At 54.2% G+C, this 23,966-nt stretch carries 20 protein-coding genes and 1 tRNA gene; 6 read left to right on the top strand and 15 right to left on the bottom strand.

Annotated elements, in window-relative coordinates; genetic code table 11:
• Window positions 1-133 precede the first annotated feature (133 nt).
• On the bottom strand, window positions 134-1,351 hold the full coding sequence (gene fabB / locus G163CM_RS01620) for a beta-ketoacyl-ACP synthase I (protein WP_015963606.1): 1,218 nt from the start codon (window positions 1,349-1,351) through the stop codon (window positions 134-136).
• Window positions 1,352-1,511: 160 nt separating this feature from the next.
• Here fabB and mnmC point away from each other — a divergent pair, with 160 nt between their 5' ends.
• Window positions 1,512-3,512, top strand: coding sequence for a bifunctional tRNA (5-methylaminomethyl-2-thiouridine)(34)-methyltransferase MnmC2/FAD-dependent 5-carboxymethylaminomethyl-2-thiouridine(34) oxidoreductase MnmC1 (gene mnmC, locus G163CM_RS01615; protein ID WP_231826622.1), 2,001 nt, complete (start codon window positions 1,512-1,514; stop codon window positions 3,510-3,512).
• 89 nt (window positions 3,513-3,601) lie between these two features.
• Here the strand turns inward: mnmC and G163CM_RS01610 are convergent, their stop codons facing one another.
• The 6 genes from G163CM_RS01610 to prmB are packed head-to-tail and all read right to left on the bottom strand — an operon-like array spanning window position 3,602 to window position 8,149.
• Window positions 3,602-3,877, bottom strand: a complete 276-nt coding sequence (locus G163CM_RS01610; protein WP_015963604.1) for a YfcL family protein — start codon at window positions 3,875-3,877, stop codon at window positions 3,602-3,604.
• 26 nt (window positions 3,878-3,903) lie between these two features.
• A complete protein-coding gene (locus tag G163CM_RS01605) occupies window positions 3,904-4,452 on the bottom strand; it encodes an elongation factor P hydroxylase (protein ID WP_015963603.1) in 549 nt (182 codons plus the stop codon).
• A 3-nt stretch (window positions 4,453-4,455) separates the two neighbouring features.
• Window positions 4,456-5,265, bottom strand: coding sequence for a sulfite exporter TauE/SafE family protein (locus tag G163CM_RS01600; protein ID WP_231826621.1), 810 nt, complete (start codon window positions 5,263-5,265; stop codon window positions 4,456-4,458).
• A complete protein-coding gene (gene mepA, locus G163CM_RS01595) occupies window positions 5,265-6,089 on the bottom strand; it encodes a penicillin-insensitive murein endopeptidase (protein ID WP_015963601.1) in 825 nt (274 codons plus the stop codon). Before mepA ends, G163CM_RS01600 begins: the two co-directional genes overlap by 1 nt.
• Window positions 6,090-6,091: 2 nt before the next feature.
• Window positions 6,092-7,177 carry a chorismate synthase gene (gene aroC / locus G163CM_RS01590; RefSeq protein ID WP_231826620.1) on the bottom strand — a complete coding sequence of 362 codons (1,086 nt, stop codon included), beginning with the start codon at window positions 7,175-7,177 and terminating at the stop codon, window positions 6,092-6,094.
• A gap of 39 nt (window positions 7,178-7,216) precedes the next feature.
• Window positions 7,217-8,149 (bottom strand): 50S ribosomal protein L3 N(5)-glutamine methyltransferase, encoded by a 933-nt coding sequence (gene prmB / locus G163CM_RS01585; RefSeq protein WP_041686401.1) that lies wholly within the window; start codon window positions 8,147-8,149, stop codon window positions 7,217-7,219.
• Between the two features lie 164 nt (window positions 8,150-8,313).
• On the opposite strand from prmB, the gene smrB reads away from it, so the two are divergent.
• Window positions 8,314-8,865, top strand: coding sequence for an endonuclease SmrB (gene smrB / locus G163CM_RS01580; protein WP_231826619.1), 552 nt, complete (start codon window positions 8,314-8,316; stop codon window positions 8,863-8,865).
• 94 nt (window positions 8,866-8,959) lie between these two features.
• Here the strand turns inward: smrB and sixA are convergent, their stop codons facing one another.
• The 4 genes from sixA to G163CM_RS01560 form a co-directional block, all read right to left on the bottom strand.
• Complete coding sequence (gene sixA / locus G163CM_RS01575; RefSeq protein WP_015963597.1) at window positions 8,960-9,445, bottom strand: phosphohistidine phosphatase SixA; 486 nt, start codon at window positions 9,443-9,445, stop codon at window positions 8,960-8,962.
• A 209-nt stretch (window positions 9,446-9,654) separates the two neighbouring features.
• Window positions 9,655-11,805 (bottom strand): fatty acid oxidation complex subunit alpha FadJ, encoded by a 2,151-nt coding sequence (gene fadJ / locus G163CM_RS01570; RefSeq protein WP_231826618.1) that lies wholly within the window; start codon window positions 11,803-11,805, stop codon window positions 9,655-9,657.
• Complete coding sequence (gene fadI / locus G163CM_RS01565) at window positions 11,805-13,115, bottom strand: acetyl-CoA C-acyltransferase FadI (protein WP_231826617.1); 1,311 nt, start codon at window positions 13,113-13,115, stop codon at window positions 11,805-11,807. Before fadI ends, fadJ begins: the two co-directional genes overlap by 1 nt.
• A gap of 162 nt (window positions 13,116-13,277) precedes the next feature.
• Complete coding sequence (locus G163CM_RS01560; protein ID WP_015963594.1) at window positions 13,278-13,562, bottom strand: YfcZ/YiiS family protein; 285 nt, start codon at window positions 13,560-13,562, stop codon at window positions 13,278-13,280.
• Window positions 13,563-13,934: 372 nt separating this feature from the next.
• Between G163CM_RS01560 and fadL the strand changes: the two genes are divergently transcribed.
• Window positions 13,935-15,254, top strand: coding sequence for a long-chain fatty acid transporter FadL (fadL, locus tag G163CM_RS01555; protein ID WP_015963593.1), 1,320 nt, complete (start codon window positions 13,935-13,937; stop codon window positions 15,252-15,254).
• 62 nt (window positions 15,255-15,316) lie between these two features.
• Here the strand turns inward: fadL and mlaA are convergent, their stop codons facing one another.
• Window positions 15,317-16,072: a phospholipid-binding lipoprotein MlaA gene (mlaA, locus tag G163CM_RS01550; protein WP_231826616.1), complete on the bottom strand. Its 756-nt coding sequence runs from the start codon at window positions 16,070-16,072 to the stop codon at window positions 15,317-15,319.
• Between the two features lie 288 nt (window positions 16,073-16,360).
• Between mlaA and G163CM_RS01545 the strand changes: the two genes are divergently transcribed.
• Window positions 16,361-17,290, top strand: coding sequence for a formate/nitrite transporter family protein (locus tag G163CM_RS01545; protein WP_015963591.1), 930 nt, complete (start codon window positions 16,361-16,363; stop codon window positions 17,288-17,290).
• Window positions 17,291-17,365: 75 nt separating this feature from the next.
• Window positions 17,366-17,440, top strand: a tRNA-Arg gene (locus G163CM_RS01540).
• A gap of 32 nt (window positions 17,441-17,472) precedes the next feature.
• Here the strand turns inward: G163CM_RS01540 and pgtA are convergent.
• Genes pgtA through pgtC form a run of 3 tightly spaced genes read right to left on the bottom strand, consistent with a single transcriptional unit; the run spans window position 17,473 to window position 21,927 of the window.
• Window positions 17,473-18,720 (bottom strand): two-component system response regulator PgtA, encoded by a 1,248-nt coding sequence (pgtA, locus tag G163CM_RS01535; RefSeq protein WP_231828310.1) that lies wholly within the window; start codon window positions 18,718-18,720, stop codon window positions 17,473-17,475.
• Entirely contained in the window at window positions 18,710-20,719 is a 2,010-nt protein-coding gene (gene pgtB / locus G163CM_RS01530; RefSeq protein WP_231826615.1) for a two-component system sensor histidine kinase PgtB, read from the bottom strand. Before pgtB ends, pgtA begins: the two co-directional genes overlap by 11 nt.
• Window positions 20,716-21,927, bottom strand: a complete 1,212-nt coding sequence (pgtC, locus tag G163CM_RS01525; protein ID WP_231828309.1) for a phosphoglycerate transport regulator PgtC — start codon at window positions 21,925-21,927, stop codon at window positions 20,716-20,718. The genes pgtB and pgtC overlap by 4 nt, the downstream gene beginning before the upstream one ends.
• Before the next feature lie 413 nt (window positions 21,928-22,340).
• Here pgtC and pgtP point away from each other — a divergent pair, with 413 nt between their 5' ends.
• Window positions 22,341-23,729, top strand: a complete 1,389-nt coding sequence (gene pgtP / locus G163CM_RS01520) for a phosphoglycerate transporter PgtP (RefSeq protein ID WP_231826614.1) — start codon at window positions 22,341-22,343, stop codon at window positions 23,727-23,729.
• Window positions 23,730-23,966: the final 237 nt, after the last annotated feature.

The raw sequence follows: 23,966 nt of genomic DNA, 5'->3' as shown, positions 1-23,966 counted from the left end.
CGGCGCGTTGATTGACGTTAAACGCTTACGCACTCATATTTGAGTGTTGAGGGCAGATTTTGCCTTTTTTAACAGCAAGATGTCAACGCACAAAAAAGGAGCCTTTCGGCTCCTTTTTTATCACATTCAGCAATTACGCCTTCAGCTTGCGCATAACCAGCGTTGCGTTAGTGCCGCCGAAGCCGAAGCTGTTGGACATAACAGTCGTCAGCTCACGCTCGGTCGGTTCGGTAACGATGTTCAGGCCAGCAGCCTGCTCGTCCAGCTCTTCGATGTTGATGCTTGGCGCGATAAAACCATGTTCCAGCATCAGCAGAGAGTAGATAGCTTCCTGCACGCCCGCCGCACCCAGAGAGTGACCGGTCATGGCTTTGGTTGCGGAGATAGCCGGGCTGTTATTGCCAAACACTTCCTGGATAGCGCCCAGTTCTTTCACGTCGCCAACCGGCGTAGAAGTACCGTGGGAGTTCAGGTAGTCGATTGGCGTATCAACGCCGTTCATCGCCATCTTCATGCAACGCACTGCGCCTTCGCCAGACGGAGCAACCATGTCAGCGCCATCAGACGTTGCACCGTAGCCCACGATCTCTGCATAGATATGCGCTCCGCGCGCCAGAGCGTGTTCCAGCTCTTCGACAACAACCATACCGCCGCCGCCCGCGATGATGAAGCCGTCACGGTGTGCGTCATACGTACGGGACGCTTTTTCCGGGGTGTCGTTGAATTTGGTAGACAGTGCGCCCATTGCGTCGAATTCGCAGGCCATTTCCCAGCCCAGCTCTTCGCCGCCGCCGGCAAACACGATATCCTGCTTGCCCAGCTGAATTTGTTCTACCGCATTACCAATACAGTGCGCGGAAGTGGCACACGCAGAGCTGATAGAGTAGTTCACACCGTGAATTTTAAACGGTGTTGCCAGGCACGCGGAAACCGCAGAGCCCATGGCTTTGGTCACCACATAAGGGCCGACCGCTTTCAGGCCACGCGGGCTACGCATTGCGTCAGCACCAAATACCTGCGCTTTAGAGGAGCCACCGGAACCTGCAATCAGGCCCACGCGCGGGTTGTTCTGATAATCTTCAGCTTTCAGGCCAGAGTCTTCAACGGCTTGCTGCATAGAGAGGTAAGCGTAGATAGAGGCATCGTTCATGAAACGGACCACTTTGCGGTCGATAAGGCCGGTGGTGTCCAGTTTGACGTTACCCCATACGTGGCTACGCATACCAGAGTCTTTGAACTCTTGAGAGAAAGTGATCCCCGAGCGTCCTTCACGCAGAGATGCCAGGACTTCCTGCTGGTTGCTACCGATGCTGGAAACGATGCCCAGGCCAGTAATCACTGCACGTTTCATTCATAACCTCTGTAAGTCATCACTATTTTAAAGTTTCGAGAGGCAAGATAGCGTACACTTGTACGCCGAACAAGTCCGATCAGCCAATTTATGCATAAATTTGCGCCTTCCGGCACGCATCGCTAAGATCGGCAGACTCCTTGCCGCACGAGTAACTTACGTGAAACAAAACGCCATACAATCTGCCAACCTCGAATTCAACAGTGAGGGTACACCTGTTTCCCGAGATTTCGACGACGTCTATTTCTCCAATGACAATGGTCTGGAAGAAACGCGCTACGTCTTTCTGGGAGGTAACCAGTTAGAGGCACGCTTCCCCACCCATCCGCATCCTCTGTTTGTGGTAGCGGAAAGCGGGTTCGGAACCGGGCTCAACTTTCTGACGCTTTGGCAGGCTTTCGATGCCTTCCGCCTCGCCAATCCTGAGGCGACGCTGCAACGGCTGCATTTTGTCAGCTTTGAAAAATTCCCGCTCACCGCAGGTGACCTGCGCTTAGCACATCAGCACTGGCCGGAACTGGCGCCGTGGGCGGAACAGCTTCAGGCCCAGTGGCCGCAGCCGCTGGCGGGCTGCCACCGTTTATTGCTCGACGGCGGGCGGGTGACGCTCGATTTATGGTTCGGCGATATCAACGAACTGACTGACCAGTTGGATGATTCGTTCAACCAGCAGGTAGATGCCTGGTTCCTTGACGGTTTCGCCCCGGCGAAAAACCCGGATATGTGGACGCCGCAGCTCTTTTCCGCGATGGCGCGCCTGGCCCGGCCCGGCGGCACGCTGGCCACGTTCACCTCGGCGGGTTTTGTCCGTCGCGGGTTGCAGGACGCCGGTTTTACGATGCATAAAACCAAAGGCTTTGGCCGCAAGCGTGAGATGCTGGTCGGTGAAATGACGCAGTCGAACGCACTTCCCGCGCGTGCGCCGTGGTTTGCCCGCACCGGCGCCAGCACGCGCGAAACCGCGATTATCGGCGGCGGCATTGCCAGCGCCCTGCTCTCACTGGCCCTACTGAGACGCGGTTGGCAGGTGACGCTTTACTGCGCCGACGATGCCCCGGCTCAGGGCGCGTCCGGTAATCGTCAGGGGGCGCTTTATCCATTGTTGAGCGCGCACGATCCCGCGCTGGAGACGTTCTTCCCGGCAGCGTTCACCTTCGCACGTCGGCTTTATGATTCGCTCCCGGTGGCATTTGATCATCAGTGGTGCGGCGTTACCCAGCTTGGCTGGGATGAAAAAAGTCAGCAGAAAATCGAGCAGATGCTGTTGCTGGGGCTGCCTGAAGCATTGGCACACGCGGTGAGCGCGCAGGACGTTGCCGCCAGTATCGGCGTAGAAACAGGCTGCGGTGGCATTCAGTATCCGGCGGGCGGCTGGCTCTCTCCGGCACAGCTCACGGCAGGCGTATTGGCGCTGGCCCAGCAGCAAGGGCTGGTCGTGCACTGGAACAGATCCCTCACCTCGCTGGAACAACAGGGTGACGCGTGGCAGTTGCATTTCGCTGATGGTGAAAGCGCCTGCGCCGCAAGCGTGGTGCTGGCAACCGGGCATAATATTAATCAGCTTCCACAAACCGCTATGCTACCGGTGTACGCCGTTGGTGGTCAGGTGAGCCATATTCCCACCGGGCCTGCGCTGGCACAGCTTCGCCAGGTGCTGTGCTATGACGGTTACCTGACGCCGCAAAACCCGGCCAATCAGCATCACTGCATTGGCGCAAGCTACCATCGTGGCGAACGGGAGATGGCCTTTAACGAGGAAGACCAGCAGCATAATCGCCAGCGGTTGATCGACTGTTTCCCCGATGCCGACTGGGCGAAAGAGGTGGACGTCAGCGCCAACGAGGCGCGTGTTGGCGTGCGTTGCGCCACGCGCGATCATCTGCCTATGCTCGGCAATGTACCGGACTATGACGCCACGCTGGCGCAATATGCCCAACTGCATGAGGAGCAGGAAATCGCAGCCACCGCCCCGGTCTACCCGAATCTGTTTATGCTCGGCGGGTTGGGCTCACGCGGATTATGTACCGCCCCGCTGGCGGCGGAAGTGCTGGCATCGCAGATGAGCAATGAACCGCTGCCGCTGGATGCACGCACGTTATCGGCGTTGAATCCGAACCGGTTGTGGGTGAGGAAGTTATTGAAGGGGAAGCAGGTTAAGTAAGTGCGGCGTGTGTTGCCCGGTGGCGCTGCGCTTACCGGGCCTACATCGCGGAGCGTAGGCCGGATAAGCGTAGCGCCATCCGGCGATAATTACTGCTGCGCCTTCTGGAACAGCGTCTCCCACATCCCCAGCACCAGCGCCTGGTCGCGTGGCGACAGTTCGCCCGCCTGAATCGCTTTCTCCAGGCTGCGGGTCACATTGTGCGACACCGCATCAGCCGAGTGATCGTCGCCCTCTTCCAGCTCGGCAACGGCCAGCGTCAGGTGACCACGCAGATAACCGCTGGCAAACAGTTCATCGTCGCTGGCGTGCTCCACCATGTCATCAATTAACGCCAGAATGCGTGATTCAAACTCGGCGATCATCTTCTTTCCTCTTTTTGAACGTGGCGTTAGTTAAGATCTTCCGGCCACGGAAATTGTTCTGCCGCGAGCGGCGGCGTCTGATAATAGTTTTGTAATGCGTTGATAAATCTGGCCGGGCGAGCAGGTATGCCCTTCTCCAGATATTCCATCACCTGCGCATGCACGCGGCGCTGAAAAACGATGCGGTCCGGCTCGAAGTCACCTTCAAGGTTGTCGCAGCTCACGTTAAACGGATAGCCTGCCGCTACGCAGAACAGCCAGTCAAAAGCCTGTGGTTTCACTTCCACATCTTCAAACTGCCCCTGCGTTTTGGCATCGCGCCCGTCTGGGCAGTACCAGTAACCAAAATCGACCTGTTCACGGCGCGCCTTTCCGGCGATACACCAGTGCGAAATCTCGTGCAGCGCGCTGGCGTAAAAGCCGTGAGCGAAGACAATGCGGTTATAGGGCGCATCGGCATCAGCAGGAAGATAGATCGGTTCGTCGTCGCCTTTAATCAGACGGGTATTAAAATCATCGGCAAAGCAGCTATCGAAAATATCGATCAGCTGCTGCGCGTTATGCGTTGCGTTCATTACTTAATTCATCCCTAACCACTGAAGGATTTCCTGTCCATGGCTGTCATACAGAAGTTTGGCGCTCATCACCGCCGAGACGATGACAATCATCGGGCGAATAAGCGATTGCCCTTTGCTGAGAACCAGCCGTGACCCCATTCGGGCACCGAAGAACTGGCCGACCATCATCACGAAGCCGGTTGCCCAGATAACTTTGCCGCCCAGAATAAACAGTAGCAGCCCGCCGACGTTTGACGTGGCGTTCAGTACTTTTGCATGAGCGGTTGATTTGGCGAGGTTGAAGCCTGCCAGGGTGACAAACGCCAGTGCGTAGAATGACCCCGCGCCGGGGCCAAAGAAACCATCATAAAAACCGACGCAACCACCCGCCACCAGCGCAAATGGCAGGCCATGCAGACGACGCGCGCGGTCGCCTTCACCGATTTTCGGCATCAACAGGAAGTACAGACCAATACCGATAACCAGCAGCGGTAAAATCTGGCGCAGCACATCCGCTTTCACATACTGAACCAGCAGCGCGCCAGCCATTGAGCCAATAAAGGTCATCAGAATATTGAGTTTCTGGTCGGCCAGACTCACCACCTTCTGGCGAATAAAATAGAGAGACGCAGAAAGCGAGCCGCCGCAGGCCTGCAATTTATTTGTCGCCAGCGCCTGTGCAGGCGACATACCCGCCGCCATCAGCGCGGGAACGGTGAGTAAACCGCCGCCGCCCGCTAAAGAATCGATAAACCCGGCCAGCGCGGCGATAAAAAACAGCGCCGCCAGCATGAGGGGGGACACCATGAATATCTCAACAAAACTGTCCATCAGAGTACGTGCTCATCCAGTAACGCCTGGCAGGAAGGCGGTAATGGCGGCGGCGTCTTCTTCACAGGTTTGGTGGCGCCCGGTTTGGGCGGTTCGAACCAGCTTTGTAACTCCGCACCGCAACCGTCACCTGCCGGCGGCAAAGCTTGATCTTCACATTCAAGGCTGTTCGCCGGGCAGCGCAGACGCACGTGCATATGCGCACGATGCTGGAACCACGGGCGAACTTTACGTAACCAGTCGCGATCGCTTCCCGCTTCCAGGCAAAGCTGTTGCTTGATAGCCGGGTTCACAAAGATACGCGTCACTTCGCTGTCCTGCGCGGCGAGCTTAATCAGGTTACCGATTTCCGGCTGCCAGACGCGCGAATTGATGCTTTTGCCATCCGCCGCGACCAGATCCAGCGCCTGCGGTTTCAGCAGCTGCGCCGACGTCCAGCGGGTTTTCGGCAGTTGCAGGAAGATATCGACATCCAGACCGCTCTGGTGGCTGGCGTGACCGCCGTTAAAACGCCCACCGGCAGGCATGCCCATATCGCCAATCAGCACCGTTCCCATGCCGTTGTTGTGCACCTGCTGACTGAGGCGCTGAATAAAACGCACCAGGTCCGGGTGGCCGAAATAGCGACGCTGATCGGTGCGCATCACCTGATACGTACTGGATTGCAGCGGCAACCCTTCGGCGCCAACGATACAACCATTGGCAAACGCGCCGATTGACTGCGCGCTCCCGGGGATCGGCTGAACAACTTTTTGCCACGGCGTTGCCGCCAGGCTGGCGGTGCTGGCCATCAGGGCCAGCAGAGCGAGAACGGTTTTTTTCATGATTACCAGCGTGGAAGTGTGGTCGTCACATCGGCGTTTTGCGCGCGTTGACGCATAAAGTGATCCATCAGAACAATGGCCAGCATCGCTTCCGCGATAGGCACCGCACGAATGCCGACGCAGGGGTCGTGACGGCCTTTAGTTATCATCTCAACTTCTTCACCAAAGCGGTTGAGCGTTTTACCCGGCACGGTAATGCTGGAGGTCGGTTTCAGGGCGATGTTCGCGACGATCTGCTGACCGCTGCTGATCCCGCCCAGAATGCCGCCCGCATGGTTGCTCTGGAAACCCTCTTTGGTGATTTCGTCGCGATTTTCACTGCCGCGCAGTTTTACCACCTCAAAACCGTCGCCGATTTCCACGCCTTTCACCGCGTTGATGCTCATCAGTGCGTGCGCGATATCGGCATCCAGGCGGTCAAAGACCGGCTCGCCAAAGCCCGCAGGCACACCGTCAGCAACTACGGTCACTTTCGCCCCGATGGAGTCGCCCTCTTTTTTCAGGCCACGCATCAGTTCATCCAGCGCGTCGATTTTGTCCGGATCCGGGCAGAAAAACGGGTTCTGCTCAACCTGTTCCCAGTCTTTAATCGCCAAAGGAATCTCGCCCATTTGCGTCAGGCACGCACGGATTTGAATACCGAATTTTGTCGCGAGGTATTTTTTGGCAATGGCGCCAGCCGCCACGCGCATCGCGGTTTCACGGGCAGAAGAACGGCCACCGCCGCGATAGTCGCGCAGGCCATATTTCTGTTCATAGGTGTAATCAGCATGCCCTGGGCGGAACACATCTTTGATAGCGCCGTAATCCTGCGAGCGCTGATCGGTATTTTCAATCAGCAGGCCAATGCTGGTACCGGTGGTCACGCCTTCAAACACGCCAGAGAGAATTTTCACCTGGTCCGGCTCGCGGCGCTGGGTGGTATAGCGCGAGGTGCCAGGGCGACGACGGTCGAGGTCGTGCTGCAAATCCGCTTCCGTTAACGGGATACCTGGCGGCACACCATCGACGATACAGCCAAGTGCCAGACCATGCGACTCACCGAAGGTGGTTACGCGAAAGAGTTGTCCAATTGTATTTCCTGCCATCACGGCTCCGCTGTCGTTGTTGTGTTGTTGCGTGCTGGATTAATCTTTGTAAATCGCGAAATGATCGCGGGCAGCCACCAGCTGCGCTTTGGTCAGCATGAAGACGCCATCACCGCCGTTATCAAACTCCAGCCAGGTGAACGGTACGTCCGGGTACTGGTCCATGAGATGCACCATGCTGTTGCCGACTTCACAAATCAGCACGCCATCGTCCGCAAGGTAATCCGGCGCACAGGCCAGAATGCGGCGCGTCAACTTCAGCCCATCCGTACCCGAGGCGAGGCCCAGCTCTGGCTCGAAGCGGTATTCGCTCGGCAGATCGGACATGTCTTCAGCATCGACGTACGGCGGGTTAGTGACGATTAAATCGTACTGCAACTGCGGCAGGTCACGGAAGAGGTCTGAGCGAATCGGCGTGACGTTGTGGATCATGCCGTGTTCTTCAATATTTTGTTCGGCGACGGCCAGGGCATCCAGCGAAATATCCACGGCATCCACTTCCGCTTCCGGGAAGGCATAGGCGCTGGCAATCGCGATGCAGCCGCTACCGGTGCACATATCGAGGATGTGCTGCGGCTGATGGTTGATAAGCCCGGCGAACTTATTGTTGATTAATTCGCCAATCGGCGAGCGCGGCACCAGCACGCGCTCATCGACGTAAAATTCATGACCGCAGAACCAGGCTTTGTTGGTCAGATACGCGACCGGAATGCGCTCGTTGACGCGGCGAATCACGCGCTCAACGATACGATGCTTTTCACTGGAGGTCAGGCGCGCGCTGCGCATGTCTTCGGGGATATCCAGCGGCAGATAGAGTGAAGGCAGAACCAGCTGTACGGCTTCATCCCACGGGTTATCGGTGCCGTGGCCGTACCAGATGTTGGCCGCGCTAAAACGGCTTACCGCCCAGCGCAGCATGTCCTGAATGGTTTGCAGCTCATTGACCGCTTCATCGACAAAAATCTTATCCACATTATTCTCCAGGGCATGCGTCGGGGTAAATTCGGCGGCTAGTTTGCCACGAAGACGCCGATAAATCAGCATTCTTGCGCAGGCGACAAGGGAAAAAACCGTTTTCACTGCCAACCGCCGCATTCAGAAGGTAAACTAACGGAAATGCCAGATGAGAAGAATCCATGAAAAAGAAAGCATCGCTTAGCGAGGAGGATCAGGCGCTGTTTCAGCAACTGATGACGGGGACGCGCAAAATTAAGCAGGACACCATTGTCCATCGCCCGTTACGTAAGAAAGTGAGTGAAGTGCCGGTGAAACGGCTGATTCAGGAACAGGTAGACAACAGCCACTATTTTTCCGACGAGTTCCAACCGCTGCTGAACAGCGAAGGGCCGGTAAAGTACGTGCGCGAAGGCGTCAGCCATTTCGAGCTGAAAAAACTGCGCCGTGGCGATTACTCCCCGGAGCTGTTTCTGGATTTGCACGGGTTGACGCAACAGCAGGCCAAACAAGAACTCGGCGCGCTGATTGCCGCCTGTCGCCGCGAACATGTGTTTTGCGCCTGCGTAATGCACGGGCACGGAAAGCATATTCTTAAACAGCAAACGCCGCTGTGGCTGGCGCAGCATCCGCACGTCATGGCATTTCATCAGGCATCGAAAGAGTATGGCGGGGACGCCGCGCTGCTGGTGCTGATTGAAGTGGAAGAGTGGCTGCCGCCGGAGTTGCCGTAGGCGCGGAATTGTCGGATGGCGGCCTATGCGCGATCGGATATACCTGTAGGCCGGATAAGCGCAAGCGCCATCCGGCACAACAGCAGGCAGGATCTTAAATCGCTTTCGCCATTTTCAGATTGCAGGGGCTCATTTGCCATTTGAAAACGCCCATCCCGTCAGCTTCCAGCGTGACACAGGCGATTGCAGAGGTGGTGAACATTGGCGGCGTTTCGCCAGGGCAGAGTTCAGAGACCAGGTAGCCAACCAGTGGCAGGTGGGATATCACCAGCACGGACGCGACACCTTCGTTCGCCAGCGCTTGCAGATACGCGCCGACGAGACCGATATCGCCGCATGGCGTCAGTTCAGGCAGCACTTCGACATCTTCGGGCAGGTGCATGCACTCCCCTACCACATCAAGAGTCTGCTCCGCACGCAGGAACGGGCTAACCAGAACACGTTCAATATCCACTTTTTGGCCTTTCAGCCAGGTTGCCATCTGACGGGATTCATCACAACCACATCCCGTAAGAGGACGAACCGAGTCACTGGCTGCTTCAAGAGCAGCGTCGCCGTGACGCATAATAAAAACTTGCATATTGCACCGCTTTTGTTAAACAGAAGCACCGATCATTATCGCAGGCAACGAGACCTGCGATGTTTCGGTAGCCGGGCATTGTGCCTGATCCATCCAATGAATGAAACGCTGTCTTTTACCTTAATGGCGTAAGTATAGTCAATCTTTGTTTACAAAATAACCAGGACTGACCGGGACAACGTCACTCGCCGAAAGATATACCTTTGACCTCAAGCCTGTAAGCCAGTTTCCACGGGAGACCAAAAAGTTTCTCCCCGCTCTGCCATAGCGACTAACGCCTCGCACGGCGTAAAGCGTGGACCGTACTGCGTCGTCAGTCGTTGCAATCTGGCAACCACTTCACCCGCACCCAGTGAATCCATATAACGGAACGGGCCACCTAAGAACGGTGGAAAACCAATGCCAAACACCGCGCCAATGTCGCCATCGCGCGCGCTGCGAATCACGCGTTCATCAAAGCAACGCGCCGCTTCGTTGAGCATCAACATTACGCAGCGTTCGGCTATCTGCTGCGGCGAAAGCTGGCTGTTACGCGACGCCATTCCCGGCAGCGAATAAATTGCGCTATCCGGCTGTTTCTTGCTTGTACGCCCTTTTGCACCATAAAGATAGAATCCACGACCGTTTTTTCTGCCTTTGCGATCGTCGTTCAAAATCGCTGAAATAAGCGTTGCAGGGGCGCTGAAACGATCCCCATACGCCGCTTCCAGCACCGGCATAATTTTGGTGCCTGTATCAATTCCCACCTCATCCAAAAGCTGGATAGGCCCAACGGGAAAACCGAATTTAACCAGAGCATTATCAATATCTTCGATACGTTCGCCGTCGGTCAGCATGCGTATCGCCTCGTTAATGTACGGCGCTAAAATACGGTTTACATAGAACCCAGCGCGATCGGCCACCACAATCGGCATTTTTCCCTGTTTCTTCGCAAGCTTCACCGTGGTGGCGATAGTCTGTTCAGAGGTTGCCGCGTGGGGGATAACCTCCACCAGCGGCATTTTTTCAACCGGGCTGAAAAAGTGCAGGCCGATGACCTGTTCAGGCCGTTGCGCCTGGGCGGCAATATCGCCAATCGGCAGCGACGACGTATTCGACGCAAAGATGGTGTGCGGCGCGCACTGCTGCTCGACTTCACTCACCATTTTCTGTTTCAGCGCCAGATCTTCAAACACCGCCTCAATGACCAGATCCCGATGCGCAAACCCGCGATAATCGGTCGATCCGGAAATCAACGCCAGCTGGCTATCACGCTCATTAGCCTTGATATGGCGGCGACGCACCTTGTTATCAAGCAGCTCCCAGCTGTACTTCAGCGCATGGTTGATGCCCTTAGCATTGATGTCTTTGATACGTACCGGCAGCTTGCCTTTGGTCGCGGTCACGAAGGCGATCCCCCCGCCCATCAGACCGCCGCCCAAGATCCCCACCGCACGCAATGGCCCGGCCTCGACGCTGGCGCCCGGATCTTTTTTGATCTCCGTACTGGCGAAGAAAATATGCCGCAGTGCTTTAGACTGGGAAGTCATCGCCAGCTCGCCAAACGCGCGCGCTTCCGCGTCATAGCCGCTGCTGGTGCCCTGCGCCAGCCCGGTTTCAATCACCTCCAGAATCTTTTTGGTCGCCGGATAGTTGCCGTGCGTTTTCTGCTCAGTTTTCTTTCCGGCAAGCGTAAAGAGAATATTGCGCCCCAGGGGGCCCGCGAGAATGCGCTCTTTTACCGGCAGATGGCGTGAGCGTGATGGCGCTTGCTTTGCCAGCTCAACCGCGGCTTCCAGCAAGATGGTCTGCGGCACCACGTCATCCACCAGCCCGACCTTCAGCGCCTGTCGCGCGCGCAGTTGCTTGCCCGTCAGGATCATATCCAGCGCCGTACTCACGCCAATCAGGCGCGGCAATCGCTGGGTGCCGCCCGAGCCCGGCAGCAGGCCAAGCTGCACTTCCGGTAACCCAAGCACCGTTTTGGGGTCGTCAGAACAGACGCGCCCATGACAGGCCAACGCCAGCTCCAGCCCGCCGCCAAGACACGCCCCGTGAATGGCGGCGATCACCGGGATCGACAAACCGTTCAGCTCCGCCATGATCTGCTGCCCCTGCCGTGCCAGCCCTTCGGCTTCCTGCGCACTGGCGCAATTGCCAATCATATTGATGTCGGCGCCAGCAATAAAGTTGTCAGGTTTGGCAGAGGTGATCACCACGCCCTGAAGCGCTTTGTTGTCGCGGATTTGCTTGAGGATCGCCCGCACCTGCGTGCCAAACTCAGCCTTCAGGGTATTCATTTTCTCGTCCGGCACATCGATGGTAATTATGGCGACGTTATCCGGGCGAACGGTGAGAGAAAATGCGGATATTGTCGTCATTATTCAACCTCCAGTACCATTGCCGCGCCCAAACCACCCGCCGCGCAGGCGGTGACAAGGCCAAAACCGCCTCCCCGGCGGCGTAACTCATTAAGCGTTTGCGTGATCATTCGCGCGCCAGTGGCGGCAAAGGGGTGCCCATAGGCTATCGATCCGCCCAGCACGTTGAACTTGCTTTCGTCAACTTCACCGGTAGCCTGAGCACGGCCCAGCACGTCGCGGGCAAACCTATCGCTTGCAAGGCACTGAATATTCGCCAGCGTTTGTGCGGCAAACGCTTCGTGCATATCAAACAGGGTTAAATCCGCAAGAGTGAGCCCCGCGCGATCGAGCGCCAGCGGCGTGGCCCACGCCGGGCCGAGCAGCATGTCCTGCTGAACCTCAATGGCGGTAAACGCGTAGCTGCGCAGATAACCCAACGGCGTTAAGCCCAGCTCGCGGGCGCGCGATTCAGTCATTAATATCACCGCCGCCGCACCATCGGTTAGCGGCGTACTGTTGGCGGCCGTGACCGAACCATGTTTACGGTCGAAGGCCGGACGCAGTTTGGCGTAATCCGCCAGCGTCGAGGTGCCGCGTATGTTGTTGTCCTGCTCCAGCGGATCGCGGAACGGCGGCGCGTAGGCCGTCATCACTTCATCCGCCAGTTTGCCTTCCGCCCACGCCTGTGCTGCCAGCTGATGCGAGCGATGTGCCAGCGCATCCTGCTGTTCACGCGTGATGTGGTACGTTTTCGCCATCTGTTCAGCCGTATCGCCCATCCGCAGGCCGGTAGAATACTCGGCAACCGCCGGGGGAACCGGCATCAGGTCGCGCAGCTTCAGGCGGGAAAAGAGTTTCAGACGCTGCCCGAGCGTACGCGCTTTATTGGCATCCACCAGCGTCCGCGCCAGCTTTTTGCTGACGCCAATCGGCAGCACGGAGGAGGAATCCGCCCCGCCTGCAATACCCGCGCGAATAGTCCCCGCCATTAGACTTTCAGCCACGTTTGCCACTGCCTGAAAACTGGTGGCACAGGCGCGGCTGACGCTGTAGGCATCCGTATGCACGTTCATCCCCGTCCCGAGGACAATTTCACGGGCAATGTTGGGCGCTTCTGGCATCTGAACCACCTGGCCAAAAACCAGCTGTTCGATAATTTCAGGGGGAATTTCGCTACGCGCCAGCATTTCGCCCACCACCATTTTACCGAGATCAATCGCCGGTACACCGTGAAACGCGGTGGCCTGACGGGCAAATGGGGTACGTAAACCACTGACAATGGCAATGCGATCGCCCTGACGGGTGATAAGCGGTAATGCCTGACTCATAAAACTCCCCTGTTAAAAGATAAAACCAAAGTGGTCGGACCTGATAACAGTCTTAACTAATTTTTTACATTAAGCCAATAAGGGAGAGGGAAAAATGGGAGCTAAAACACACTGGAGGGAGAAAAGAAAACGCCCCTGCGATGCAGAGGCGTTTGGTATGGATTAACGCAGACCCAGCTGGAAGATCAGCGTTTCTGCTTCGCAGGCAAAAACAAAATCGATATCCATCTGTACGCCGCCCTCAACGTCTTTGAAGACTGGGGTGATGACGCACGGATCGGATTCAACACCACGCGCGCGTTCAGTCAGCGCAGCGAGGGTTTCTTCAGCTTCAGCGCGAGTTGCAAAAACGCGGCTATAGGAGGCTGTGCAATCGGAGTTGTCCATGATGGTGCCAACATCCATACAGCAGCAAACCGGGGTTTCATCAGCACTGCATTTACTCATTGTAGATTTCCTCTGTATATGCACGCGAAGGTGCCAGATAAACGATGCCGTTATTTTACGCTCCCCGGAAAGCTCCCTCCAGTCGTTAATTATCCCAATTGGGATAAGTGACCGAAATCACACTTAAAAATGATCTAAAACAAAAATCACCCAAACAGATGAAGCTCAACCTCACCAAATTTGCTAACCAGATCCCGTTTCGGTGATCATATACGTAAAATCTGAGAAACAATATTGCAACATCATATCTGGTCAGACCTATACTCTCGTCACTGGTCTGATTTCTCTGACGTAGTCCAGCCCCTACACTTCGCGCTTCTGTTACTACATGTAACATTTTTTGTATAAAAATAACTCAATGAGGTTATGGTCATGAGCCAGAAAACCCGGTTTACAAAGTCTGCTCTCGCAGTCGCAGTGGCACTCGTTTCTACCCACGCCTGGTCTGCAGGCTTCCAGCTTAATGAGTTTTCTTCCTCTGGTCTGGGCCGCGCCTATTCCGGTGAAGGTGCCATCGCTGACGATGCAGGCAACGCCAGCCGTAACCCCGCGCTGATTATGATGTTTGATCGCCCGACGTTTTCTGCCGGTGCGGTTTATATTGACCCGGATGTAAACGTTTCAGGCCGCTCGCCAACCGGCAACAGCCTGAAAGCGGATAACATTGCGCCTACCGCATGGGTACCAAACGTTCACTTCGTGATGCCGATTAACGATCAGTTCGGTTGGGGGGCATCTGTTACCTCTAACTATGGTCTGGCAACCGAGTTTAACGATACCTACGCCGCTGGCGCGTACGGTGGTACGACTGACCTCGAAACAATGAACCTGAACCTGAGCGGCGCTTATCGTTTGAGCCCTCAGTGGAGCTTCGGGGCGGGCTTTAACGCAGTTTACGCCCGTGCAAAAATCGACCGCTACGCGGGTGATTTAGGTCAGATCGTTGCTGGTTCTGGTGCTCTGCCACCTGCACTGGCAGGCCAGGTCAGCCAGATCCCGGCAAACACGAAAATTGCGCACCTGAAAGGTGACGAATGGGGCTTTGGCTGGAATGCCGGTATTCTGTTTGAGCTCGATAAGAATAACCGTTACGGCTTTACCTACCGTTCTGAAGTGAAAATTGACTTTGATGGCGATTATAAGAGCGATCTTCCGTCAGCCTATAACCAAATCCTCGGTAATTTCGGCCTTCCGGCAGGCACCAATGGCAGCACCACCAATGGTTCTCTGACGCTGAATCTGCCAGAAATGTGGGAAATCTCCGGTTACAACCGTGTGGCGCCGCAGTGGGCTATCCACTATAGCGCAACCTACACCAGCTGGAGCCAGTTCGAAGAGCTGAAGGCAACCAACAGCAGCGGCACGCTGTTCCAGAAAGACGAGAACTTTAAAGACGCATGGCGCCTGGCGCTGGGTACCACCTATTACTATGACGATAACTGGACCTTCCGTACCGGTATCGCCTTCGATGATAGCCCGGTTCCGTCTAACTACCGTTCTATCTCTATTCCGGATCAGGACCGCCTGTGGTTGAGCGCCGGTACGACCTATGCGCTTAATGAAGATGCGTCTGTCGATGTGGGCGTATCCTACATGCACGGTCAGAGCGTTAAATTCCAGGAAGGCCCGTACACCTTTAAATCTGAAGGAAAAGCCTGGCTGTTCGGTACCAACTTCAACTACCGCTTCTAAGTTTTCCCCAATAAAAAAGGTGAGCCTCAGTGCTCACCTTTTCTTTATCTATACCTTGCGATTTATTCAGAATCGATATCTTTCAAATCATCCTTAATCGCCTGGGCGTTCGGATTTTCTTCCGGTTTCAGCTTACCGCCATTGGCGATAAAGTCGTGGCGCTGGAAGTACGCTTCACGTACCAGAATATAAGGGTCGGAGGACTGACGCAGCAGGCCATCGGAGTCGAGCAACTGCGCACGCGTTTCCACGCCTTCCACCGCCCACTTACCGATGGACATCGGCCAGGTCAGCCAGGAGAGCACCGGATACAGGGTATCGGCCATATCGCCGCCCTCATCACGCAGGGTAAAGCTTCCGTAGAACGGCAGCTGCATATACGGGCCGTAGCCGACGCCATAGTGCCCCAGCGTACTGCCGAAGCGGTGCGGTTCTACGCGCTGCAGTTTCGGGTTTGCCATGCCGGCCACGTCAATAAAGCCGCCCATCCCCAGAATGGTGTTCAGGAAGAAGCGCGTAAAGTGCACCATCCCCTGATAGGGATCGCCCTGCAGGAAGTAGTTGGCCATCACGGCGGGCTCTTCCAGGTTACTGGTAAAGTTACCAAGGCCGGTACGCGCAGGCTGCGGAACATAGTCGCGCCACGCAACGGCTACCGGACGCAGCACATAAGGGTCCAGCACGTTAAAGTTGAAGTTGTACATCGAGCGGTTAAAACCTTCCAGAGGGTCTGACCGCCCTTGCTGTTCAGTGCCGGAACTCGCACACCCGACAAGCAGTGTGGTACCCAGCGCAACCGCCGACAGGCGAAGCTTCATAAGTGTCTCCCTGTTAATTATGGCTATCGCTGATTGCCATCCATGACGGAACTCATAGGGTCCGCCTGTTAAGGTGTGAGCGATTCTAACAGCACGTCGAATGATGTCTATATTCGCGGTCTCGTTGTTTTGATTTTAGCCTGGTAACCGCCGTCTCGTGGGTTTGTATTCTAACGAAATTGCTGACATTAAACGTTACCATTCTTGCCATTTCAGAATAAGTCCCGACCTGACTGTTACAAAAGCCGCTACGCTTTAACAGGTTTGTGTACAGAAAAGGACAACGCGATGGACAACCTCAAAGACGATAAAATTGACGCTCACAGCGACGAGCTGGAAGTCGAAAGCGAAGAGAAGCAAAGCGGGAAGAAAATTGAGATAGACGAAGACCGCCTTCCCTCGCGCGCGATGGCTATCCACGAACATATCCGTCAGGATGGCGAAAAAGAGCTAGAGCGCGACGCCATGGCGCTGCTGTGGTCCGCCATCGCCGCCGGGCTTTCAATGGGGGCATCGCTGCTGGCAAAAGGCATTTTTCACGTCCAACTGGACGGCGTACCCGGTGGTTTTCTGCTGGAGAATCTCGGCTACACCTTCGGCTTCATTATTGTCATCATGGCGCGCCAGCAGCTTTTCACAGAGAACACCGTCACCGCGGTTCTGCCGGTCATGCAAAAACCGACCGCGGGTAATTTCGGTCTGTTGATGCGCCTGTGGGGTGTGGTGCTTTTAGGCAACATACTGGGCACCGGCGTTGCGGCATGGGCGTTCGAGTATATGCCGATATTTGATGAAGAGACGCGCGACGCGTTTGTTAAAATCGGCATGGACGTGATGAAAAACAGCCCTGGAGAAATGTTTGCCAACGCGATCATCTCCGGCTGGCTGATTGCCACAATGGTATGGATGTTCCCTGCGGCCGGTGCGGCGAAAATCGTGGTGATTATTCTGATGACCTGGCTTATCGCACTGGGCGACACCACGCATATCGTGGTCGGTTCGGTCGAAATTCTCTATCTGGTCTTCAACGGCACCGTGCACTGGAGCGAATTCTTCTGGCCTTTCGCCCTTCCCACTCTTGCCGGAAACATCTGCGGCGGCACCTTTATCTTCGCCCTGATGAGCCACGCGCAAATTCGCAATGATATGAGTAACAAGCGCAAGGAAGAGGAGAAGCAGCGCGCGGAACAGGAAAAAATGTCGAAAAAACAGCGCTAAATGGCGATGCTTTGAGCAGTTAAGCGGCACGAGACTTACCCGACAGGGCAAAAAACGCTATACTCGTGCCGCTTCGTCCCCTTAGTTAAATGGATATAACGAGCCCCTCCTAAGGGCTAGTTGCAGGTTCGATTCCTGCAGGGGACACCATGTATCCCCTCCCTGCCATCGTTTTTGTTCCACTACATCTTGTAATGCTCTTTACTCAGACCATGCTTCTTCATTCGCAGATAGAGCTTTTTGCGCGGAATTTGCAAATACTCCGCAACTTCGTTAATTCTTCCCTGATGAATATTCAACGCCTCGGTAATGATCTGCCGTTCAATTTCGTCGATGCGACGATCCAGCGGCGTTGGCTCGCTGACATGCATGTGAGGATTAGCCACCTCCGCCAGTGGCAACACGCCGACCGCAAATAATTCAGCAGCATTTGCCAGTTCACGGATATTATTTGACCACCCCCGACGCAGCATTCTTTTCAGAACTTCGGCACCTACGTCCGGTACAGGATGATTAAGACGCTGGCAGGCCTTGTTTAAATAGTAATGAAATAGAGGCTCTATATCGTCCAGGCGCTGTGATAAGGGCTGACAGAAAATTTGCGTCATGGCGAAACAGTAATAAAGCTCAGCCACAATATTATTGGCGGCGGCTAACTCAACCAGAGAAGAGTGGCTGATGCCAATCAAACGGAACGGACGCTGTTCCAGGCTTTGAAGCTGAGCAAGCTGGTATTGCTGTTCACGGTCTAGATTTTCCGGATGACTTATTACCAACGTACCGCCATGAGCTCTGGCAATAACGTCCTGAAACTCAGCCCTGTTTTCAGGCATCACGTCGTGACAGATGAACGGCCCATCTGCATTGCGCCCTAATTGATGGAGATACCGCGCGCCGGTCATGCGCCCGGTTCCCGCCTCCCCGTGAAACCAGACGGCAATATCCGTTTCACTGAGTTGCTCCAGACGCTGCCGATAGCGCTGCGTCCATTCGCTTCGCCCCACCACCTCGACCTGTAATCGATGTTGGTGACGTAAACGGCGGGCGATAACCGACTTTCTTTGACGTAGGGCAGCATCAACAAGCGTCAGCAATTTACCGGGATCGACCGGTTTTTGCAGGAAGTCCCAGGCCCCCTTTTTCACCGCCTCTACGGCCATGGGGACATCGCCATGACCGGTAATCAGCAAGATGGGCAACTGTTTATCATCACGATGCAGTAGCGTCATTAAATCGATGCCGGAGCATCCCGGCATACAGACATCGCTGAGCACAATCCCAGGCCAGTCTTTCTGAATCCATTGCTGTGCATCCAGCGGGTTATTACACACAAAAATGCGGTAACCCGCCTGTTCAAGCAGAAGAGTATAGGCATCCAGCACATCAGCATCATCATCGATCAGCAGAATGGAAAACTCGTTACTCGGCATCATTTACTTCCATCATTTTAAATTGCAGCACCACGCAGGCATTTTTTGTTAAAGTCGATGCCAGACGTAGCTCTCCTTCCATTTGCGTCATAAGCGAGACGCAAATCGATAAACCAATGCCCAGCCCAACATCTTTACTGGTCGTAAAAGGCTTCAACAGCGTCGGCAGCAAATATTCGGGCCACCCAGGGCCATTATCGGCAATAAACACACAGAGTGTGTTTCCCTCTCTTTGCCAGCTTACGGTAATTTCCGCGCCGCCAGGACACGCATCAAGGGCGTTCGCCAGAACGTTCACCAGAACTTGTTGCAGGCGAACATCTTCTCCGGACACCCATGCATTTCTCTCGGGCAGATTCATTACTGCTTGCTGCGGTTTATGGCGCATAGCGAGTAATTCCCAGGCGGCATTAAAGGTCTGCATTAGGTCGACGGGCTTTAACGCTATATCCTGATCGGCACGCCGCGTGAATTGCCGCAATGACCGTATGATGGCGCCAATCCGGCTGACCAGCCCCTCTCCTTTAAGCAAGGTTGTTTTGGCCTGATCGGTTTGCCCCATATCAATAGCGCGACCCGCAGTATATAAATACATCGATAACGCATTCAGTGGCTGATTAATTTCATGCGCAAGCGTGGTCATCGTTTGCCCGACCATTGCCAGTTTTGCCGTCTGAATCAGTTCATCCTGTGTTGAGCGTAAATCCTCTTCGATGGCTTTTCGCTCGGTAATTTCCTGCTCCAGTTGCCGTTTTTGCGAATTTAACAAGCCAAGCGTATGACGCAGTAAACCGGCAATTCGCCCAAGTTCATCCCGGCCATATACGGGGATATCCGTCGTCGTTGTACCCAATCCAATCTGCACCACCGCCTGATTCAGCGCGGTAAACCGCTTAACCAGTCGCGATCGAATAAAATAATGGTTTAATGCCCATGCCAGCAACAGCGCGAGAAATGTCGCCACCAGAATTAATCCGCCGCTCACGCGCACAATCTGTTCCATTCGCTGATTAAACCGTTGCATTTGCTGATGGCTATTACCGAGCTGTGTCTCAAGCAATATTCGAAATCGCCCCAGCGTTGCTTCACGGGTATGGCTGACATCGATAAGCGCTTTTTGCGCGGCGACGTAATCACGCATGGTATTAGGCATATTGTTCTTCACCATGCCGATTTCCAGCAGCTCATCGATAGTTTGTCGCAGCGTAATGGTGCTGGGCCAGTCATCCAGCGCGCGGATATTTTCATCTGCCGTTTTCTTGAGGTTTTCAAGATAACGAATATGTGTCTCGACCAACATCCCGTCGTCATTCCCGGATTTAAGTTCGTTTAAGCGGTCACGCAGATCGTCAACAATCTGATTTTCAATTCGCGAGAGCGTATAGACCTGCTGTTGCTCATTCTGCACTTCTCGAGAACGCTTCAGATATTGTGTGGTATCACCCTGCCGTGTTTCTATTTGATCGAGCAATGTTCCCTGCTGCCAGGTGAAATCCTGCACCAGCGAATTAAGTTCGGTCGTAAAATCATCATGTAGCCAATCAATTCTGGCGGAGAGTTCACTCACTTTTTCACGCACCAGGAACATGTTATAGAGCGCCCTGTCCAGCTCGGATAACAATTTCCGGCTATCCTGCAAAATCATCGATAGCTGCTGATGCTCCTCGGGCGTCAGGCCCTGACTGAGCCGCTCAATTTTATCTAATTGCTGGATAATCTGCTTTCGCAGCTGTAAACGTACCGTGGTGTTGGGCGCCAGTAAAAACTCGTTTAACTGATCGACGGCCAGATTTAAGCTTCCTTCAATCTGAAAAGCAGAATGAATACGCGGGAAATACTCATCAAGTGAATAACGGATCTGCGAACTTTGTTCATGCCATGAGTAAAGACTAACGCTGCTGACAATCAGGGTAAGAAGCGCCCCCATTAAAAAAGCGCCACGTAGGCTATTACTGATGCTCATTTGCCGCAAACGTTGCAGAAGCGACCTACCCTTCATTTCAGCTCTTCCAGTTTATTGATTGCCTGGCGTTGGTTATTGAGAAACCAAAGCTGCCACTCCATCATTTGTTGCTCTGCAAAACTTTTATTATCGAACTGTGCCAGCCAGGCTTCATTTTCACTGTTCGCAGCATCAACCGGCACACGAGTAAGCAGCGAACGAATTTCAGGCAAGGGACGTTTAAGGCGCGCTTCAGCACTGTGAAGCGCTCGCCAGGCATCTTTGAGTTGTGCAAGACGAAAGCTAATCGCCGTATCAAACATGCGCTGCACCAACTGCTGACGTTTCAGTATCAGGCGATAGTTCAACGGCGGCTGATTCATCAACACGGCCTGCTGCGCGGCTCTGGGGTTGTCGGAACTCAGCGGTGTCACCGGGTATTTACCAGTATTGGCATCAGCCAGGATTCGCTGACCTTCCGGGCTGAGCAGGTAACGCATGAAACGCCTGGCTTCCGCCGCATGCTGGCTTTTCTTAAGCACCGCCACATAGGTAGGCGAGACCGCGGACTGTGGGAAATAGCTAAACGTCAGATGCAGATCGTTTAACAGCAAATTGGCATAGTTATCAATAACCGGCCCGGCGACGCCAAGCCCGCTCTTAATTTTATCGGCAACACCAAAACTTCTCGATGAAATCGTCACTAAATTGCCGGCGCTCGCCAGTAGCGTTTCCCAGCCCTGCGCCCAGCCTTTTTGCTGCAACAGCGCTTCAATCATCAAATGGTTGGTATCAGACCTCGACGGGCTACTCATCAGCAAAGCACCCTGGTAGCGCGGATGCATCAAATCATCCCAATCGGCGGGAGCGGGAAGATGACGTGCAGCCAGTGCCGAACGGTTAATCAACAGGCCAAACCCCGAAATCGCAACGGCAACGGAGGTGGAGCGAATCGATTCTGGCACCAGGCGCTGACTGTTCTGTGGAATGTCTTCCAGCGGTGCAAGCTTTTGATGTTCCTGAAGATGCTGTAGCAGCATCGGTGAGGAGGTCAGAATAAGATCGACATTCTCAGCGTTAGACGTATCCAGCAATTGCTCCAGCGAAGCGCTGGTACGGTTGAGTGTCCGGATGGTCACGGAATCAGGCTGCGTTTGCCAGCGCTGAATAATCCACGCGGTAGCGCCGGGTGAAAACGTTGTCGCCATCACAAGTTCGCCATGCTGCGCCAGCACCGGCCTGGAAAGCAGAATCAGCGATAACAAAACGCCGATTTTGCAGAGTGTTTTGACCCGGTGACAAAACACGATTGTGATCCCTCTCATAAATCTCAATTTCCCGCGAAATAAAAATTGTGGCAAAACTTACCCGTTTTCAATTATCCGTCATGACGTTGACGAATACGGAGATATCTTCACAAGCATTGATGAACCGTAATAAGGATACCAGATGATGGTTGCAGAATATGTTAATAGCCGCACAAGACGAAGATAAATCTGATATCAAAAAGAATAACAGGTCATTCACCCATTAATAATTGAGTCAAAAACATCCCTCTAGACTGTTAATTTGAGTCACTTTTGACACATTACATGAACTTGAAGACACACGGTAATTACCGCACTCTTTCTGCCGATTACTCCTGCTGTCTATATCAATTAAAAGTACAGGTGACGATATGTTATCAATATTTAAAACAGGACAATCCGCAGACAAAGTTCCTGCGGAGAAAGTTCAGGCAACCTATAATCGATACCGTATGCAAGCGTTGCTTAGCGTATTTTTGGGCTATCTGGCATATTATATCGTACGTAATAACTTCACCCTCTCGACGCCCTATTTAAAAGAGCAATTAGATCTCAGCGCGACGCAGATAGGTTTACTCAGCAGCTGTATGCTTATTGCCTACGGCATCAGTAAGGGTGTGATGAGTAGCCTGGCAGATAAAGCCAGCCCGAAAGTATTTATGGCTGCGGGTCTGGTGCTGTGCGCCATCGTCAACGTAGGCCTTGGTTTCAGCACCGCTTTCTGGATTTTCGCCGCTTTGGTTATTCTTAATGGCCTATTTCAGGGGATGGGCGTTGGCCCCTCTTTTATCACTATTGCCAACTGGTTCCCTCGTCGGGAACGTGGGCGCGTAGGGGCGTTCTGGAATATTTCTCATAACGTAGGCGGTGGTATTGTCGCACCAATCGTTGGGGCCGGATTTGCTATACTGGGCAGCGAGCACTGGCAAAGCGCCAGCTATATTGTCCCGGCCTGCGTGGCCGTCGTTTTTGCACTGATTGTGCTGGCACTGGGTAAAGGCTCTCCGCGTAAGGAAGGTCTTCCCGCGCTGGAAGAGATGATGCCGGAAGAAAAAGTGGTGCTCAAAACGCGCCATGCGGTCAGCGCACCGGAAAATATGACGGCGTTCCAGATTTTCTGCACCTATGTCCTGCGCAATAAGAATGCATGGTACGTCTCACTGGTGGATGTCTTCGTCTATATGGTGCGATTCGGTATGATCAGTTGGCTGCCAATTTATCTGCTGACGGTCAAACACTTCTCCAAGGAACAGATGAGCATCGCGTTCCTGTTTTTTGAATGGGCCGCGATCCCCTCTACGCTACTGGCTGGGTGGTTATCCGATAAGCTCTTTAAAGGGCGTCGTATGCCACTGGCGATGATTTGCATGGCGCTGATTTTCATTTGCCTGATCGGCTACTGGAAAAGTGAATCCCTGCTGATGGTGACTGTTTTTGCCGCCATCGTGGGCTGTCTGATTTATGTCCCGCAATTTCTTGCTTCGGTGCAAACCATGGAAATTGTGCCCAGCTTTGCTGTGGGCTCCGCCGTCGGTTTGCGTGGTTTTATGAGCTACATCTTCGGCGCCTCACTGGGTACCAGTCTGTTTGGCGTGATGGTCGATAAAATGGGCTGGCACGGTGGTTTTTATCTGCTGATGGGTGGGATTGTCTGCTGCATTTTGTTCTGCTACCTGTCACATCGCGGCGCGCTGGAACTCGAACAGCAGCGTAAAAAAGACGCCGAGGAAGCGTCCTCTCTTCAACTCGCTGACGCTTGATTTCATGCCCCTTGCAGGGAGGCTTCCTCACGGCTCCCTGCATTGTCCTTTCTGCACCGCCGCCTCTATTTGTTATACATTTAATGCTTATAAGTTTTACATTTATCTTACAAATAAATAAACTTCCTTACGTTGTAGGCGCAGGCACTTCCCCTTCGGATTACCCACCATAACAACAGGATCTCAGGCGGCTAACGTCCTGAACAGGATGATGCGCCAGCCCACTGAGCAAAAATG

The sequence above is a fragment of the Pseudocitrobacter corydidari genome (genome assembly GCF_021172065.1).
Classification (GTDB): Bacteria; Pseudomonadota; Gammaproteobacteria; order Enterobacterales; family Enterobacteriaceae; genus Pseudocitrobacter; species Pseudocitrobacter corydidari.
Note: the sequence above shows the minus strand (reverse complement) of the source record. Positions and strands in the feature narration are given on the sequence as shown.